This is a genomic window from Amycolatopsis sp. MEPSY49 (assembly GCF_051337345.1).
GTDB lineage: Bacteria > Actinomycetota > Actinomycetes > Mycobacteriales > Pseudonocardiaceae > Amycolatopsis.
On record NZ_JBDLYJ010000001.1, the window covers coordinates 981,178 to 997,749 of the forward strand.

18 protein-coding genes are annotated in these 16,572 nt (G+C 71.4%); 14 read left to right on the forward strand and 4 right to left on the reverse strand.

What is annotated here, in order from left to right; genetic code table 11:
• Positions 1–190: 190 nt before the first annotated feature.
• From ABFJ78_RS04900 to ABFJ78_RS04910, 3 genes are read left to right on the forward strand one after another with little or no spacing between them, the layout of a single operon-like run.
• The gene (locus ABFJ78_RS04900; RefSeq protein ID WP_436384463.1) at positions 191–910 is read left to right on the forward strand and encodes an ALF repeat-containing protein; all 720 of its coding nucleotides are present in this window, start codon (positions 191–193) and stop codon (positions 908–910) included.
• On the forward strand, positions 897–1,439 hold the full coding sequence (locus ABFJ78_RS04905; RefSeq protein WP_436385382.1) for an ALF repeat-containing protein: 543 nt from the start codon (positions 897–899) through the stop codon (positions 1,437–1,439). Before ABFJ78_RS04900 ends, ABFJ78_RS04905 begins: the two co-directional genes overlap by 14 nt.
• A 43-nt stretch (positions 1,440–1,482) precedes the next feature.
• Positions 1,483–3,651 (forward strand): DNA polymerase III subunit gamma and tau, encoded by a 2,169-nt coding sequence (locus tag ABFJ78_RS04910; protein WP_436384465.1) that lies wholly within the window; start codon positions 1,483–1,485, stop codon positions 3,649–3,651.
• Positions 3,652–3,654: 3 nt separating this feature from the next.
• Here the strand turns inward: ABFJ78_RS04910 and ABFJ78_RS04915 are convergent, their stop codons facing one another.
• Positions 3,655–4,086, reverse strand: coding sequence for a TIGR03618 family F420-dependent PPOX class oxidoreductase (locus ABFJ78_RS04915; protein WP_436384466.1), 432 nt, complete (start codon positions 4,084–4,086; stop codon positions 3,655–3,657).
• Between the two features lie 49 nt (positions 4,087–4,135).
• On the opposite strand from ABFJ78_RS04915, the gene ABFJ78_RS04920 reads away from it, so the two are divergent.
• Complete coding sequence (locus ABFJ78_RS04920) at positions 4,136–4,489, forward strand: winged helix-turn-helix transcriptional regulator (RefSeq protein WP_436384467.1); 354 nt, start codon at positions 4,136–4,138, stop codon at positions 4,487–4,489.
• Here the strand turns inward: ABFJ78_RS04920 and ABFJ78_RS04925 are convergent.
• A complete protein-coding gene (locus ABFJ78_RS04925; protein WP_436384468.1) occupies positions 4,474–5,316 on the reverse strand; it encodes an N-acetylmuramoyl-L-alanine amidase in 843 nt (280 codons plus the stop codon). The genes ABFJ78_RS04920 and ABFJ78_RS04925 overlap by 16 nt on opposite strands.
• A 78-nt stretch (positions 5,317–5,394) precedes the next feature.
• Between ABFJ78_RS04925 and ABFJ78_RS04930 the strand changes: the two genes are divergently transcribed.
• The 3 genes from ABFJ78_RS04930 to ABFJ78_RS04940 are packed head-to-tail and all read left to right on the forward strand — an operon-like array spanning position 5,395 to position 6,612.
• Positions 5,395–5,754: a YbaB/EbfC family nucleoid-associated protein gene (locus ABFJ78_RS04930; RefSeq protein ID WP_436384470.1), complete on the forward strand. Its 360-nt coding sequence runs from the start codon at positions 5,395–5,397 to the stop codon at positions 5,752–5,754.
• Positions 5,755–5,759: 5 nt separating this feature from the next.
• The gene (gene recR / locus ABFJ78_RS04935; protein WP_364014686.1) at positions 5,760–6,356 is read left to right on the forward strand and encodes a recombination mediator RecR; all 597 of its coding nucleotides are present in this window, start codon (positions 5,760–5,762) and stop codon (positions 6,354–6,356) included.
• Between the two features lie 19 nt (positions 6,357–6,375).
• Positions 6,376–6,612 (forward strand): hypothetical protein, encoded by a 237-nt coding sequence (locus tag ABFJ78_RS04940; RefSeq protein ID WP_436384471.1) that lies wholly within the window; start codon positions 6,376–6,378, stop codon positions 6,610–6,612.
• Here ABFJ78_RS04940 and ABFJ78_RS04945 read toward each other — a convergent pair.
• Positions 6,569–7,123: a glucosaminidase domain-containing protein gene (locus ABFJ78_RS04945; RefSeq protein WP_436384472.1), complete on the reverse strand. Its 555-nt coding sequence runs from the start codon at positions 7,121–7,123 to the stop codon at positions 6,569–6,571. The two genes, ABFJ78_RS04940 and ABFJ78_RS04945, sit on opposite strands and share 44 nt — an antisense overlap.
• Positions 7,124–7,179: 56 nt before the next feature.
• Positions 7,180–8,277 (reverse strand): UDP-N-acetylglucosamine 2-epimerase, encoded by a 1,098-nt coding sequence (locus ABFJ78_RS04950; RefSeq protein ID WP_436384473.1) that lies wholly within the window; start codon positions 8,275–8,277, stop codon positions 7,180–7,182.
• Between the two features lie 84 nt (positions 8,278–8,361).
• On the opposite strand from ABFJ78_RS04950, the gene ABFJ78_RS04955 reads away from it, so the two are divergent.
• The 7 genes from ABFJ78_RS04955 (at position 8,362) to ABFJ78_RS04985 (ending at position 16,496) form a co-directional block, all read left to right on the forward strand.
• On the forward strand, positions 8,362–9,384 hold the full coding sequence (locus ABFJ78_RS04955) for a glycosyltransferase family 2 protein (RefSeq protein ID WP_436384475.1): 1,023 nt from the start codon (positions 8,362–8,364) through the stop codon (positions 9,382–9,384).
• A gap of 8 nt (positions 9,385–9,392) precedes the next feature.
• Positions 9,393–10,697 (forward strand): hypothetical protein, encoded by a 1,305-nt coding sequence (locus tag ABFJ78_RS04960; protein ID WP_436384476.1) that lies wholly within the window; start codon positions 9,393–9,395, stop codon positions 10,695–10,697.
• Between the two features lie 61 nt (positions 10,698–10,758).
• Positions 10,759–12,738 carry a DUF6541 family protein gene (locus ABFJ78_RS04965; RefSeq protein WP_436384477.1) on the forward strand — a complete coding sequence of 660 codons (1,980 nt, stop codon included), beginning with the start codon at positions 10,759–10,761 and terminating at the stop codon, positions 12,736–12,738.
• A gap of 59 nt (positions 12,739–12,797) precedes the next feature.
• Entirely contained in the window at positions 12,798–13,499 is a 702-nt protein-coding gene (locus tag ABFJ78_RS04970) for a glycosyltransferase family 2 protein (protein ID WP_436385383.1), read from the forward strand.
• A gap of 12 nt (positions 13,500–13,511) precedes the next feature.
• On the forward strand, positions 13,512–13,946 hold the full coding sequence (locus tag ABFJ78_RS04975) for a DUF2304 domain-containing protein (protein WP_436384479.1): 435 nt from the start codon (positions 13,512–13,514) through the stop codon (positions 13,944–13,946).
• Between the two features lie 4 nt (positions 13,947–13,950).
• Entirely contained in the window at positions 13,951–14,487 is a 537-nt protein-coding gene (locus tag ABFJ78_RS04980; RefSeq protein WP_436384480.1) for a uridine kinase family protein, read from the forward strand.
• A 329-nt stretch (positions 14,488–14,816) separates the two neighbouring features.
• Entirely contained in the window at positions 14,817–16,496 is a 1,680-nt protein-coding gene (locus tag ABFJ78_RS04985; protein WP_436384482.1) for an ABC transporter substrate-binding protein, read from the forward strand.
• Positions 16,497–16,572: the final 76 nt, after the last annotated feature.

Here is a 16,572-nt window from a genome sequence, read left to right on the forward strand (position 1 = left end):
CCGGCCCGGCGACGAGGGAGCGGGACGATCATCGATCGAGGGGGTTTTCCTTGCGTGCGAACGCAGTAATCGTCGCCGCGGCGCTCGCCGCCGGTGTCTTCGCGACGCCGGCGGCCGCGGACGTCCTGCCCGACCGGGCCCAGGCCGTGGGGTACCTGGCCCCGGCGTCGCCAGAGCCGCCGAAGCGGCGTTGCTCGGCAGCTCGGCCGACCTGCAGACCTTTCTGGCGACCGACCGCCGGCAGGCCCTGGACGACGACCGGGTGCTGGTCACCCAGGTCCTGTCGACCGGCGGCCCGGTCGTGAACGAGCGCGCTCAGAAGGCGCTCGACGGCACCCCCGCCGACGTCCGGGCGTTCCTCGAAACCGGTCTGCAGCAGGCGCGCGACACCGACGACCGGATCGCCACCGACCAGGCGCTCGCCGCGGGCGGCCCGGAGGTGAAGGCCGCCGCGCTCGACGGCATCCCGGCCGACGTCCGGTACTTCCTCTCCGTCTGGCGCCAGGTCGCCGCGAACGGGGACACCGAGCTCGCCGCGCTCCAGGGCCAGCTCGACGGCGCCAAGGCGGGCGCGGCCGCCCACCACCCGCTCATCGTGCGGTTGGCCGGGGAACGAGCCCGGAAGATCGCGTCGGACGCGCGGCAGGCGAACGCCGACCGGCTCGCGGCCCAGCAGTCCGCGGCCCAGCAGGACGGCCGGGCGGCCGCGGGCGCCGAAGCCGCCGCGCGGCAGCAGGCCCGCGACGCCGCCGCCCGCGCCGCGCAGGCCAAGACGGACAACGACAAGCTGCTCGCCGACGCGGCCGACCCGGCGCTGACCGTGCCGAACGGCCGTCGCGTCGGTTTACCTGCTGCGCAACGGCGGCGCCGCCGTCAAGAACGCCGCGCGCGCCGCGCTGAGCGGCACTGACGACGACGTCGTCACGTTCGTGCGCAGCGGGCTCGCCGCCGCGCAGGAGACCGACGACCGCGCCGCCGTCGCGGCGATCGCGGCGGACCCCACGGCTCGCGCCGGCCTGCGCCAGGCCGCTCGTGACGCGCTCGCCGGGACGTACGCCGGGGTCGCCGCGCTGCTGCGCACAGGGGACTACCCGGGCCGCGACACCGACGACCGCGTCGAGGTCGCCCAGATCATGGCGGCCGGCGGCCCCGCGACGAAGTCGTGGGCGCAGCAGGCGCTGGACGGCACCGTCGCGGACGTCCGCGAGTTCCTGGCCCACGGTCAGCACGAAGCGCACCTGATCGACCTGGACGTCTACGTGACCCGGACGCTGCCCGACGGCCCCGAGGTCAACGCCGTCGCGGAGGGCGTGCTCGACGGCCCGCGGTCGGGTCTGCAGCCGTACCTGGACACCGAACTGGCCAAGGCGCGGGCGCGTGAGGCCTTCACCGCGGACCACGTTGCCAAGGTGAACGGCCTGCTGGCCCAGCTGCCCTGACCGCACGGCGAAGGTTGTCGGTGGTGCCCGGTACCCTCGCGACGTGGCTCTCGCGCTGTACCGCAAGTACCGTCCGGCAACCTTCGCCGAGGTCGTCGGGCAGGAGCATGTGACCGAACCCCTCCGCACGGCGCTGTCCGCCGGGCGGATCAACCACGCCTACCTCTTCTCGGGTCCGCGGGGCTGCGGGAAGACGTCGAGCGCGCGCATCATGGCGCGCTCGCTGAACTGCGTGAAGGGGCCGACGCCGGACCCGTGCGGCGAGTGCAACTCGTGCAAGGCGCTCGCGCCGGAGGGCTCGGGCAGCGTCGACGTCACGGAGCTGGACGCGGCGAGCCACGGTGGCGTCGACGACGCCCGCGAGCTGCGGGACAAGGCGTTCTACGCGCCGGCCGAGTCGCGGTACCGGGTGTTCATCATCGACGAGGCGCACATGGTCACCACGCAGGGCTTCAACGCCCTGCTGAAGATCGTGGAAGAGCCGCCCGAGCACGTCATCTTCATCTTCGCGACGACCGAGCCGGACAAGGTGCTGACCACCATCCGCTCGCGCACGCACCACTACCCGTTCCGGCTGATCCCGCCGAGCTCGATGCGCGCGCTGCTGGAGCGCAACATCGCCGCGGAGGGCGTCGAGGTCGAGCCGTCGGTGTACCCGCTGGTCATCCGCGCGGGCGGCGGTTCGGCGCGTGACACGCAGTCGGTGCTGGACCAGCTGCTGGCGGGCGCCGGCCCGGAGGGCGTTTCGTACTCGCGCGCGGTGGCGCTGCTGGGCGTCACGGACGTCGCGCTGATCGACGACATGGTCGACGCGTTGTCGACGGAGGATGCCGCGACGGTGTTCTCGACGGTGGAGAAGCTCGCGGAGGCGGGCCACGACCCGCGCCGCTTCGCGACGGACCTGCTGGACCGCCTGCGCGACCTGGTGCTGCTGCGCGCGGTGCCGGACTCCGCGGGCGGGCTGGTGTCCGCGCCGGAGGAAGAGCTGACCCGGATGGTGGCGCAGGCGGAACGCATCGGCCTGGCGACGCTGTCCCGGTACGCGGACATCGTCCACAATGGACTTCTGGAGATGCGCGGCGCGACTTCGCCGCGGCTGGTGCTCGAGCTGTTGTGCGCGCGGATGCTGCTGCCGTCGGTGACGGAGGCGGAGAAGGCGCTGCTGGCGCGCATCGAGCGGCTGGAGCGCCGGGCGACGCTGGCGGGCGGGGGTGGCGCGCCCGCGGAGGGTGGCGTGGAGCCTCCCGTGCGGGCGGCGCCGGAGCGGGAGTTCTCCCGTCCTTCGCAGCGTGGGGGTTCGGCGCCGGTGGCGGCTCCGGAACCAGCACCCGCACCAGTGGCTCCTGAGCCGGCCCCGGCGGCGGTTGCCACGGCTACCAGCTCACCAGCGGCCCGTTCCGCGGAGAGCGGCTGGGGAACGCCGCGCACCCCCGGCGGCGCGGCTCCCGCACCGGCAGCTGCGAACGCCGGCACTCCGGCCCCGGCGGCGAAACCCGCTGCCCAGTCCGCCGATGGCGGCTGGGGAACCCCGCGCACGCCAGGCGGCGGCACTCCGGCCCAGCCGGCCGCTCCCGCGTCCCAGCCGCCCACCCCCGCTGAACCCAGCGCCCCGGCGGCTTCCGGTGCCCTCGACGCCGCCGGGATCCGGAACGTCTGGCCGCAGCTCATGACCGCCCTGCGCAAGTTCACCGGCGGCCGGAGCCTCGAAGCGATGCTGACCCAGGCCACCGTCGCGAGCGTCGAGGGCAACTCCCTCACCCTCACCCACAAGTCCGAACCCCTGGCCCGCCGCCTGTCCGACCAGGACAACGCCCGCAAGATCGCCGGCGCGCTGTCCGACGTCCTCGGGGGCGACTGGCAGGTCCGCTGCGTCCACGGCAACGCCCCGGCCGCGCCCGCCGCCGCGCGTGTCCAGCAGGCCGCGCCCGCGCCGGAGCGGTCGTTCACCCGGCAGTCCGCGGCCGCTCCCGCACCGGCCGTCGAACGGCCCGCGCCCGCCCCGGCCCCCGCCGCGCCGGCGCGGCCGAAGGTGACCACCAGCGAGCCGGACATCCCGCTGCCCCCGGAACCCGCCGACGAGGACGACGACGACCTCTACAACGAGGACGCCAGCCCGGCCCCGCCGCCGCCCCCGCCGCCGCCGGACCAGGACCCGGACGAGGTCGCCCGCAAGCTCATCTCCGACCACCTCGGCGCCCGCCCGCTGGACTGACCTTCACGACGCCCAGGGGCCGATGCCCGTCACCCGGTCCGCGGTGATCCGCACGATCACCGCGGTCGGCGAACCCTGGTTGCCCAGCATGTACTTCGGGACACCGAGGTACCGCTGGGCCTGCCGGTCCATCAGCGCGGTGAACTCGTCGGCGATGTCCGGTCCGGCGACCCGGGCCGTCCCCCGGACCAGCAGGTACTGGGGCAGCCCCCGTGCGTCGTGCCCGTCGTGGTCCTCGATCAGCACCGTCACCCGCGGGTCGCGGCGGATGTTGCGCACCTTGGGCCGTCGGCCTTCCATGCCCATCACGATCTCGTCGCCGTCGCGGCTGGCCCAGACCATCGAGGTCTGCGGCGAGCCGTCGGGGTTGATCGTCGTCAGCACGGCGTTGAACGGCCGCTCGAACAGGCGGTGGCAGCTTTCGGGAAGTTCCATGCCCCCGAGCCTAGGAACCCGAAAGGAACCGCTCGGTACCTTGGTTCCCATGGGTGACTTCCCCGGCGACGTCTTCCTCGCCGACTGCCCGGCCCGGCTGGCGATCGAGATCATCGCCGACAAGTGGGCGGTCGTCGTCGTGTTCGCGCTCAGCCGCGGGCCGCGGCGGCACGGCGAGCTCGTCGACCTCATCGGCGGCATCTCCCGCAAGGTCCTCACCCAGACCCTGCGCAAGCTCCAGGGCTACGGCCTCGTCGACCGCCGCGCGTACGCCGAGGCGCCGCCCCGCGTCGAGTACCGCCTGACCGAGCTCGGGCAGACCCTCGTCGAGCCCATCGGCGTCCTCACGAAGTGGGCCACGGTCAACGGCGACGCCGTCGTCGCGGCTCAGGAAGCCAGGTAGGCCTCGATCGCCGCCGCGATCGCCGATGCGTACTGCTGGCGCCCCTCCGCGCTCGTCATGCGGGCCGCCTCCGCCGCGTTGCGCATGTTGCCGCACTCCACCAGCGCCGCCGGGCGCGTCGACAGGTTCAACCCGGCCAGGTCCGCCCGCGCCGACAGGCCGTTGCCGCCGATGTAGTTCGACGTGCTGAAGCCGCTCGTGCGCAGCGTGTCCCGGACCACCTGCGCCAGCCTCGTCGAAGGCTCGCCCTGCGCCGCGTTCAACGGCGGCGACGAATACGCCACGTGGAAGCCGGTCGCGCCCGCCGCGGTCGAACCGTCCGCGTGGATCGAGACGACCGCGTCCGCGTTCGCTTCGTTGCCGATCGCCGCCCGGCGGTCGACGCAGGGGCCGACGCCGGTGTCGTTCTGTCGCGTGTAGACAACGCGGATTCCCTTGCCTGACAACGCTTTTCCGACGCGCTGCGCGACGTCCCAGGTGAACGCGTGCTCGGGGTAGCCGGCGTTGGTCGAAGTGCCGGTGGTGTTGCACGGCTTGGTCTGCCCGCGCCCCGCGGGCACCTGCCGGTTGATCTCGGCCGGGTGCGCGCCGTTCCCGCCGTTGTGCCCGGGATCCAGCACGACGACCTTCCCGGCCGCGACCGGCGGCGGCGCGGCGACCGACGACGAAGTGACCGGCGGAGGAGCCGGCGTGGAAGTCACGGTCGCCGGCGTGACCGTCCTCGTGGTCAAGGTGGCCGGCGCCGCCGGGACGTCGTCGGAGCAGCCGGTGAGCAGCAGGGCACCGGCCAGCAGGAAGGGGACAGTCGCGCGTCGCACGGCGACCACGGTGCCACAGCCCGGCACCCCGCGTGGCGCGACTACCCTGGTGGCTGACACAGGCGTGCAGAGAGGACCGAGCGAATCATGGCGCAACCCGGCGGCGGCTTCGACATTTCCCAGCTCATGCAGCAGGCGCAGCAGATGCAGCAGAAGCTCGTCGAGGCCCAGGAAGAGCTCGCCAACACCGAGGTCACCGGCACCGCCGGCGGCGGGCTGGTCACCGCGACCGTCTCCGGTGACAGCCAGCTGAAGAGCCTCAAGATCGACCCGAAGGTCGTCGACCCGGACGACGTCGAGACGCTGTCCGACCTCGTCGTCGCGGCGGTGCGCGACGCGTCGGCGAACGCGCAGAAGCTCACCGAGCAGAAGCTCGGCCCGCTGGCCAACGGGCTCGGCGGCGGTGGCGGCATGCCGGACCTCGGCAGCCTCGGCTTCGGCGGCTGACGAACTTGTACGAAGGTGTCGTCCAGGACCTGATCGACGAGCTCGGGCGGCTGCCCGGGGTCGGGCCGAAGAGCGCCCAGCGGATCGCGTTCCACCTGCTGGCCACCGACCCGGCCGACATCGCGCGGCTGCAGGACGTGCTCGGCAAGGTCAAGGAGGGCGTGCAGTTCTGCGAGGTCTGCGGCAACGTCTCGGAGCAGCAGAAGTGCCGCATCTGCCGCGACGAGCGCCGCGACCTCACGGTCATCTGCGTGGTCGAGGAGCCGAAGGACGTCCTGGCGGTCGAGCGGACGCGCGAGTTCAAGGGCCGCTACCACGTCCTGGGCGGCGCGCTCGACCCGTTGTCGGGCATCGGGCCGGAGCAGCTGCGGATGCGCGAGCTGCTCAAGCGCATCGGCGAGGCGGACATCAAGGAGATCATCATCGCCACCGACCCCAACACGGAGGGCGAGGCGACGGCGACGTACTTGGTCCGGATGCTGCGGGACTTCCCGGGCTTGAGCGTGACGCGGCTGGCGTCGGGCCTGCCGATGGGCGGTGACCTGGAGTTCGCGGACGAACTGACCCTGGGGCGCGCGCTCTCGGGCCGCCGTGTCCTTTGACGGGTTCCCCGTCGCCCCGTTGGCCGGCGTGCTCCGGCTCGAGCCGATCCCGGGTGGTCTGGTCCGGTTCACCCGGGCGTTCGACGACGGCACGCGCCGGAGCGGTGTCGCCGGCGAGGAGGACCTGCTCGCCCTCGCCAAGGGCGGCGTCGAGTTCTTCGAGAAGTTCGCGGACCTGACCGGCCGGAACTTCGACCGGGACATCCGGAAGCTCACCGATCGAAGCGCCTCAGGTCGTACAGGTCCATCAACCTGATCACCTTGTTCGCGTACTCCGGGTCGGTGGCGTACTTCCGCGCCACCGCCCGGACGAACGCGTCGGGATCATCCCGCACGGGCAACGCCGCCGCGTAGTTCGACGACGTCGTCAGCAGCCGCCCGTAGTCGCGGAACGAGTCGGAAACCGACGCGTACGAGCGGAAAAACGCGTCCACCGGGTGGCACGGCGCCGGAATGCACTCCGTCGTCGGGTAGGAAGCGCACCGCAACGCGATCGGCCCCGGGCTCGTCGGCGTCACGCACTTGAAGCCGAAGTAGTTCAGCTCGTTCACCGACAGCCGGCTGCGGCCCCAGTTCGACTCCAGGATCGACTGCGCCACCGTCACCGACGCCGGGATGTCGTACGCCGCGTGGATCTCCCGCGCGATGGGGCCCGCCGAAGCGACGTACGCCTCCTGGAAGCCCGAGGAAAGCGCCGCGTCACGCACCGACGCCTGGTCGATCGGCGGGACCACCGCCAGCAACGCCGCCAGTCCGATGTGGATCATGGCGACACTTTGCCCGGCTCACCCCCGGAAAAACGCGGGGTCACCCCAAAGAGACCTCAGCAGTAGCCGAGCTGCGCCAGCGTGTCCACGACGATCTCGGACGGGTGGTACTTGTCCATCCAGGACTCACCACGCCGGTTCTGGTACGTGTCGAGGAAGTTCTGCAGCTTGTCGCCGCGCATTTCCGTGAGCACGACCGTCTCGCCGAGGTGCTGCGGCGTCTCCGTGCGCTCGCGGTGCACCGCGCACGGCAGGCCGAGGTAGTAGCACTCGGCCGAAAGACCACCCGAGTCGGTGACGACGTACTCGGCGCGCGCCACCAGCGGGAGGAACTTCAGGTACCGCATCTTCGGCTGGACGATGAACTGGTCGTCGAAGATGTTCCCGATGCCCAGCGCGCGGATCTTCTCGCGCTCCGGCGCGCCCGCCATGTACAGGATCGGCATCTTGCGGCTCTGCTCGCGCAGGATCTCCAGCGCCTCGCGGTACTTGTCCGGGCGCGAGACCAGCTCGAAGCGGTGCAGCGTGGCCAGGCCGAACTTCTCCGGCAGGTTCGGCACGTCCAGCGGCCCGTTGATGGCGAGGCGCATCGCGTCGATCGCCGTGTTCGCCTCGGTGTCGACGACCACGCCGCGGGCGTTGCGGAGGTTGTTCACTTCACGCGCGCTCGGCGCGAAGTGGATGTCGACGATCTTCGCCGCGATCTTGCGGTTGAGCTCCTCGGGCAGCGGCGACAGGATGCTGCCCGACCGCGCGCCCGCCTCGACGTGCCCGACGCGGGACTTGAGGATCCGCTTCCCGATCAGCGAGCCGTACGGCGTGGTGAACGTGTCGCCGTGCACCAGCACCAGCGGGGGACGGCCGTCCTCGGTCAGCGCGGCGCGCAGCTCGTGGCGGCGGCTCCACGCGGTGCGCAGCACCTGCGCGGCCCAGCCCGGCACCTGCGCCGGCGACTCGAGGTTGTGGGCCTTCTCCTCCGGCACCAGCCAGACGTCGGGCTCCGGCATGTTCAGGTCCGCGAGGACGTCCGCGACCTCGTCGACGTGCTGCGCGGTGAACCAGATCTTCGGCCGCATCCCGCGCTCGCGGATCCCGTGGTAGACGGGCGCGATTTTGATCAGTTCCGCGGTGGTGCCGAGAATGAAGGAAATCACCAGAGGAGCCCATTTCAGGTCGGGTGCGGTGGCGTAAGGATACTGGCCGACCTCCCGCGGGGGCCGCCGGGTAGCCTCGGCCCGGTGAGTGCGAACCCGCTCCTCCCCTCGCTCAGCGTCGTGATCCCGGTCTACAACGAGCAGGACTGGATCGAACGCAGTGTCGGCGCGCTGCTCGCCTCGGCCGAGACGGCGAACTGGCCGATCGAGGTCGTGGTCGTCGACGACGGCAGCTCGGACGCCACGCCGTCGCGGCTCGACGAGCTGCGCGAACGCCACGGAATCACCGTCGTCAGCCAGGCCAACGCGGGCCGGTTCGAGGCCCGGCGGGCGGGCATCGCCAAGGCCGCCGGGGAGCAGATCCTGCTGCTCGACAGCCGGGTCGTGGTGGACGAGGGCGCGCTGACCTTCCTGCGCGACCAGCTCGTCGACCACCCCGAGCGCACGGTGTGGAACGGCCACGTCAACGTCGCCTCCGAAAACAACCCGTACGCCGGTTTCATGGCCGGCCTGGTGAAGATTCCCTGGCGCCGCTACTGCGCCGACCCGCGCCTGATGTCCTTCGGCATCGAGGAGTTCGACCTCTTCCCGAAGGGCACCGGATTCTTTTCCGCGCCGCGCGGCGTTCTCGAAGCGGCTTCGGACGCTTTCGTATCGCTGTTCGACGACGTGCGCTTCGCCAGTGACGACACCGGCGTCCTGCGCTGGATCGCCGAGCGCCACCGCATCTTCCTCGCGCCGGAGTTCTCCGCGACCTACCACGGGCGCGACAGCTTCAAGAAGTTCGCCGCCCAGGCCTACTTCCGCGGGACGACCTTCGTGGACTCCTACCTCGGCTCGCCCGGCCCGGCCCGCAACGGCCTGTTCGCCGCGTTCGGCGTCGGCCTGCTCGGCCTCGGCGTCGCGGTCAAACGCCCGAAGACGGCCGTGCTGCTCGCGGCCGCCGGTTCGGCCGCGGCCGGGGCCGCCGTGACGCGCTTCGGCGCGACGACCGCCGAGGCCAAGGCCGTCGCGAAGCTCGCCCCGGTGTTCGGCGCCGGCTTCGGCGCCGGCGCGGTCCGCGGGCTGGTCATGGCGCTGCGCGCCCGCCGGCGGCGGGGACGATGAGCTCACCGGTGACTCGCGAGCCCGACGAGGCGGACGGGCGCAGCCTGGCGAAGGAGACCGGGCGCTCGGCCGGGAAGATCGGCGTCTCGCTGCTCGTCGCGATCGCGCTCGGGTACGTGCTGACGCTGCTCGCCACCCGCTGGCTCGGCCCGGAGAACAGCAAGGTCTACCTCTCGTTCTGGGGCATCCTGATGGGCCTCGGCAGCGCGCTGTCGCCGCTGGAGCAGGAGCTGTCCCGCCAGTCCGCGGTCGCCGCGCTCGACGGCGGCAAGGCCGGCAAGCCCGCGTTGCGCGCCCTGACCGTCGGTGCCGTGACCGTCGCCGTCGTCGCCGGGCTGACGATGACCGTGCCGGTGCTGTCGGACCGGCTCTACGCCGGGAACACCGCGCTCGGCGTCATCGTGCTGTGCGGCGCGATCTCGTTCGCCTGCCAGTTCGCCGCCCGCGGCCTGCTCGTCGGGCAGCAGCGGATCAAGCCGTACTCCTGGCTGGTCGTGGCCGAGGCCGCGGTCCGCGTGCTCGTGCTGTTCGGGATCGCCGCCGCCGGGCTCACCGGCGTGACGTCGTACGCGATCGCGGCCGCGGCGGGCTCGTTCGCCTGGCTGCTGTTCGTCAAGCCGGTCTCCGGGCTGGTCGACCCGCACGCCGACGGCGACGGCTGGGGCCCGGTGACCGGCCGGATCCTGGTCCTGCTGACCGGCGCCGCGCTGACCGCGAGCGTCATCACCGGCTACCCGGCGATGGTGAGCCTGCTGGCGCCCGGCGGCTCCGAGCGCGACGTCGGCGTCCTCTTCGCGACGCTCACCGTGTCCCGGGTGCCGCTGCTGCTGCTCTCGCCGCTGCAGGCGCTCGCCGTGCCGACGGTGGTCCGGCTTTCGGGCACCGAAGACGGGCAGCACCGGCTGCGGAAGCTCCTCGCGGCCGGCGCGCTCGGCACGATCGTGGTCGGCGTGGTCGGCGGGCTGGTCGGCTGGCTGATCGGGCCGTGGCTGGTCTCCCTGCTCTACGGCTCGGGCTTCGTCGCCCAGGGCTGGTGGGTGGCGTGGATGGTGTGGGGTGCGGTGCTGCTCACGGCGCTGCAGCTGATGACCGCCGTGCTGGTGGCCCGCAAGGAGGCGAACAAGGTGCTCGTCACCTGGGCCGTGGTCGCGGTCGCCACCGCCGCGACGCTGCTGCTCGTGCCGGGCGACCCGATCCTCAAGGCGGTCGCCGGGCTGGCCGGGGGCCCCACGCTGGGCCTGGTGGTCGTGTTGATGTTCGTCCTGCGGCGGCCGGGCAACGTGCGGCCCGCCCCGGACGTCCCAGTAGGGTGACCCGGCCGGAACCGGGACAGGATCGGCGGGGAACGCCGGTGAGGTTGGACAGCGGAAAACCATGAACGTACTTCTGGTCGTGCTCGCCTTCTGGCTGCCGGGCCTCGTCTTCGGGGCCGCGATCCGGCTGCGGGGCTGGCTGCTCGCCGCCGCCGCGCCGATCCTGACGTTCGGCATCGTCAGCCTGGGTGTCCCGGTCCTCGGCGGGCTCGGCATCCGCTGGACCACGCTCGACGTCGCCCTGTGGACGCTCGTGCTGTCGGCCGTCGGCTTCGGCCTGGCGTTCCTGGTGCAGCGGTTCACCGCCCGCCGCCACCCCGACTGGGCCGAGAAGGACGCCGAAGCGGCCGCTCCCGCCCGCTCGCTGCGCGAGCACCTGCTGATCGGGGCCGGCGTCGGCGCCGGCAGCCTCGTCGGGATCGTCACGTTCCTGCGCGGCGCCCGCGGGCTCAACCAGGTCCAGCAGGGCTGGGACGCGCCGTTCCACGCCAACCTCGTCCGCTGGATCGCCGAGCACGGCGACGCCCGGCCCTCGACCGTCGGCACCATCGCGAACCTGCCGAACCAGACGAACTACTTCTACCCCGACACCTACCACGCCCTGCTCGCGCTGGTCTTCGACAAGGCCGGCCTGGCGATGATGCCGACGCTGAACATGGGCGCGCTCACCGTCATCCTGTGCGTGCCGATCGGCGTCGCGGCGATGGGCCACGTCTGGCGGATGCCCGCGCTGGCGGTCGCCGCGGCCGCCGCGGTGTCGGCGTCGTTCACCAACTTCCCGTACGACTCGCTGTGGCGCGGCCCGCTCTGGCCGTACGTCGCCGGCGTCGCCCTGATCCCGGCGATGCTCGCGCTCGCGCGCCGGCTGCTGGAGCCGCGCGGGATCGCCGGCCCGGTCGCGATCGGCGTCGGCGTCGCGGGCCTGATCGGCCTGCACACCAGCGTCGCGTTCGTCGTCGTCGTGTACTTCCTGCTGATCCTGCTCGCGGTGCTCTTCAAGTTCGAGCGGATCGACTGGCGCCGGTCCGCGGCCTCGCTCGGGGCCACGGTCGCGCTCGCCGTCGTCTGCGGGCTGCCGCTGGCGCTGCCTTCGCTGTACAACGCGGGCGGCGTGACCAGCGCGTTCTGGGCGTCGGAGGCCACTGTCACCGGCGGCCTCGGGGAGACCCTCACCTTCTCGCCGATGGCCGCGTTCCCGCAGTGGTGGATCGGCGTGCCCGCCCTGATCGGCATCTTCCTGCTGGTGAAGCACCGCCGGATGCTGTGGATGGTCGCCGCCTACGTCGTGTTCGGGGGGCTGTTCGCGGCCACCGTGTCGCTCGAGACGCCGCTCATCCACACCCTCACCGGCATCTTCTACAACGACCACTGGCGGATCGGCGCGCTGGTCCCGCTGGCCGGCGCGGTCGCGTTCGGCGAGTTCACCGACACCGCCGCCCGCTGGATCGCGCGCAAGGCAGGCGGGCGGCTGCCGAACGTTTCGCCGGCGACGCTCACCGCGGTCGGCGTCGTGCTGCTCGTGGTCGTCATCGGCGGCCTGAGCCGCGGCGGCTACATCGGCCGCAACGCCGCCCGGCTGCAGATGAACTACAGCGGCGGCCCGACGGTCAGCAACGACGAGCGCTCGGCGTTCGACTGGCTCGCCGCGCACGTCGCGCCGGGCGAGCGGGTGATGAACGGCAAGGCCGACGGCTCGGTCTGGATGTACGCGCTCGACGGCGTCCAGCCGGTCGAGTGGACGTTCTACGGCGCCGAGGGGAACACTCCGGCCGGCTACCTCGGCGTCTACCTCGACGACATCGACAAGTTCCCGCGCGTGCGGGAGCTGCTGACCGACCTCAAGGTCCGGTACGTCTTCGTGGGCCAGGGCAAGGTCACGAAGGACACCAGCAATGGGCCCGGCCTGAGCCACCTCGACACGACCCCGGGCTTCAAGGTCGTGTTCCGCAACCCCGGTGCGACCGTGTACGAGATCGAGGGCCAGCAGGGCGTCGTCGCAGCTGGTGCGGCTCCAGGGTCCGCGGCCGGTAACGGGCAGTGAAAGGCTAGAGTGATCGCGTGTCCAGCACCTCCGTGACCAGCCGCCGCGTGCTCATCGTGATGCCCGCGCTGAACGAGTCCGCGAGCGTCGCTTCGGTCATCGACCAGGTGAAACGCGCTCTGCCGAGCGGTGACCTGCTCGTCGTCGACGACGGTTCGGTCGACGAAACCGCCAAGCTCGCCCGCGCGGCCGGGGCCGAAGTGGCCCGCCTCGCGGTCAACCTGGGCGTCGGGGGCGCGATGCGCACCGGCTTCCGCTACGCCGCCGCCCGCGGGTACGACGTCGTCGTGCAGGTCGACGCGGACGGCCAGCACGACCCCGACGAGCTCGACGCGCTGCTGCGCGGCCTCGACGACGCCGACATCGTGATCGGCTCCCGGTTCGCCGGCAAGGGCTCGTACAAGGCGAGCGGGCCGCGCAAGTACGCGATGGTCGCGCTCTCGATCGTGTTCTCGCGGCTGGCGAAGACCAAGCTCACCGACGTCACGTCGGGTTTCAAGGCGATGGGGCCGCGCGCGATCCGGCTGTTCGCCGGCTACTACCCGGCGGAGTACCTCGGCGACACCGTGGAGTCGCTGGTGATGGCCATCCGGGCCAAGCTGACCATCAAGGAGATCCCGGTCGTCATGCGGGAGCGGGCGGGCGGCACGCCCAGCCACTCGCCCATCAAGTCCGCCGTCTACCTGAGCCGGGCCGGGCTCGCGCTGCTGCTGGCGCTGGTGCGCCGCCGGCCCGCGGTCGACTCGTCCGACTCGGCGTAAGGGGAAGCAGAAATGCAGGGTTGGCGCGTCCTCAGCATCGTCGTCGCCTGTGTCGTGCTGTTCGTCGTCCTCGAGATGATGCGGCGGCGGAAGCTGCGCGAGAAGTACGCGGGCGTGTGGCTCGTCGTCGCGGTCGGCGTGGTCGTCCTCGCGGTGCTGCCGCAGGCGGCCGAGTTCCTCGCCGAGCACACCGGCGTGCAGACGCCGTCGAACTTCGTCTTCCTCCTCGCCGGCGTCGTGCTGGCCCTGGTGTCGCTGCACCTCTCGACCGAGGTCGGGCACCTGGAAGAGGAGGTGCGCACGTCGGTCGAGGAGATCGCGCTGCTGCGCTGCGAGCTCGAGGACGCCAAGCGCGAGCTGGCGGGCCGGATCGCCGAGCTGGAGGCGCGCACGACCGCGCCGGACGACGTCAAAGGGCTTCCCGAGGTCGAGCGCGTCAGCAAGTGACCGCGTGATCGACGCCCTGCTCGCCGCGCCCGCGCGGCTGGGGGCGGTGCGGCTGCTGGCCGTCGACGGCCCGTCGGGCGCGGGGAAGTCCACGCTGGCCGCCCAGGTCGTCGCCGAGCTGCGTATTCGCGGCTGCCGGACCGAGCTCGTGAGCACCGACGCCTTCGCGACCTGGGACGACCCGGTTTCCTGGTGGCCGCGACTGGTCGACGGCGTCCTGCGGCCCCTCGCGGCCGGCGTCGAAGGCGCGTACCGGCGGATGGACTGGACCAGCGGGACGCCCCGGCCGGGCGAGCTCGTCCGGGTGCCCGTGCCGGACGTCCTGGTGCTGGAGGGCGTTTCGAGCGGCCGCACTTCGGTAAGACCCCTGCTTTCGCACCTCTGCTGGCTTTCCGGCGGACCGGAAGCCGATCGGCTGGCCCGGGCCGTCGAACGCGACGGTGCGGCCGCACAGGCGGAACTGGGCCGCTGGCAGCGCTTCGAACGGGGCTGGTTCGCCGTCGACGGCACGCGCGAAGCCGCCGGAACCCGACTTTCGTAGGGGTTCGTTCGGTCACCCTGTGTACACACTGGACTCCGGATCGATCAAGGTGGAACGGTTGCGCCACCACGACCGGGCTAACGTTGGTACCGCCATCTGAGTTAGTGATCCGGCACCGGCCGGAGTTGCGGGCCACAAACGGTCACATTTTGTCACGATTTACGGACACATTGCGGTCAAATCGGCGCCCACGTAGCGCGATCGTAACCTCACGTACTTAAGCCCAGGCCGACTTCCCGCTAGTGTCGCTGGGCACACCGATCGTCCGTCGAGTTCCTGACCGACCGGACGGTGACTTTGAAACCCGAACATCTCCCAAGGGGTGCCAGATGCAGCAATTGCGGCTGACCCGAACACGCCGCGTGGCCCTGATCGGGCTCGCCGGCGCGCTCGCGGTTTCGCTGTCCGCTTGTGCGGAATCCAAGCGTGAAGAGGGCGCGGGGGGTGGTTCCGGGGGCACGATGATCTTCGGTGCGGCCGGTAACCCGAAGTTGTTCGACCCGATCTTCAACGACGAGGGCGAGACCTTCCGGATCACGCGGCAGATCTTCGACACGCTGATCCAGAACAAGCCGGGCACCGCCGACCTCGAGCCCTCCCTGGCCGACAAGTGGGAGCCCAGCAACGACGGCAAGACCTGGACCTTCAGCCTGAAGCAGGGCGTGAAGTTCTCCGACGGCACGCCGTTCGACGCCACCGCGGTGTGCTTCAACTTCGACCGCTGGTTCAACATGAAGGGCGCCGCCGCCCAGAGCCAGATGATCTACTACGCCGACGTCTTCGGCGGCTTCGCCAAGAACGAGAGCGACGAGTACAGCGACCCGGTCTACAAGAGCTGCGAGGCGAAGGACCCGGCGACCGCGGTCCTCAACCTGAACAAGGCCAAGGGCGCGTTCCCGGCGGCGTTCACGCTGCCGTCGTTCTCGATGCAGAGCCCGGCCGCGCTGAAGCAGTACAACGCGGACCAGGTCACCCAGAGCGGTGACTCGTTCACCTACAGTGAGTACGCGAACAAGCACCCGGTCGGCACCGGGCCGTTCAAGTTCGACAGCTGGGACCAGGGCAAGGGTGAGATCACCCTCGTCAAGAACGACACCAGCCCGACGCAGACGGCGAAGCTCGACAAGCTGATCTTCAAGGTCATCCCGGACGAGAACGCCCGCAAGCAGGCGCTCAAGGCCGGCGACATCCAGGGCTACGACTACCCGGCGCCCGCGGACTACAACCTCCTGCGCGGCGACGGCGAGCAGGTGCTCGTGCGGCCGCCGTTCAACGTGCTGTACCTGGGCATCAACCAGTCCGGCCCGGCCGGGGAGAAGCTGAAGGACGTCCGCGTCCGCCAGGCGCTGGCCTACGGCATCAACCGCGAGCAGTTCGTCAAGAGCAAGCTGCCCGAGGGCTCCGAGGTGGCCACCGAGTTCGTCCCCAAGACGATCTCCGGCTACACCGACGACGTCACCAAGTACCCGTACGACCAGCAGAAGGCCAAGGACCTGCTGCAGCAGGCCGGCGCGACGAACCTGACGCTGAAGTTCTACTACCCGACCGAGGTCACGCGTCCGTACATGCCGAACCCGGCGGACGTCTTCACGTCGATCTCCGAGGACCTGAAGGCCATCGGCATCAAGGTCGAGGCCGTCGCCAAGCCGTGGAACGGTGGCTACAAGGACGACGTCCAGAAGTTCGGCAAGCAGGACCTCCACCTGCTCGGCTGGACCGGTGACTACAACGACGCCGGGAACTTCGTCGGCACCTTCTTCGGCCGCAAGAAGCCGGAGTTCGGGTTCGACAACCCGCAGCTGTTCCAGGCGCTGGCCGCCGCGGACGCTTCGCCCGCCGGCGACGCGCACGCCAAGGCGTACCAGGAAGTGAACAAGCAGATCATGGACTACCTGCCCGCGATCCCGATCTCCTACGGCCCGCCCGCCATCGTGGTCGGCCCGAAGGTCAAGGGCCTGGTCGCCAGTCCGCTGACCGACGAGCGGTTCAACACCGTGACCGTCAACTGACGTTCCACCTGTGAGGCATGGGGTGGGGGCTACCGCGCCCACCCCATGCCCGTACCTCCCGGGCTGGCCCCAAAGG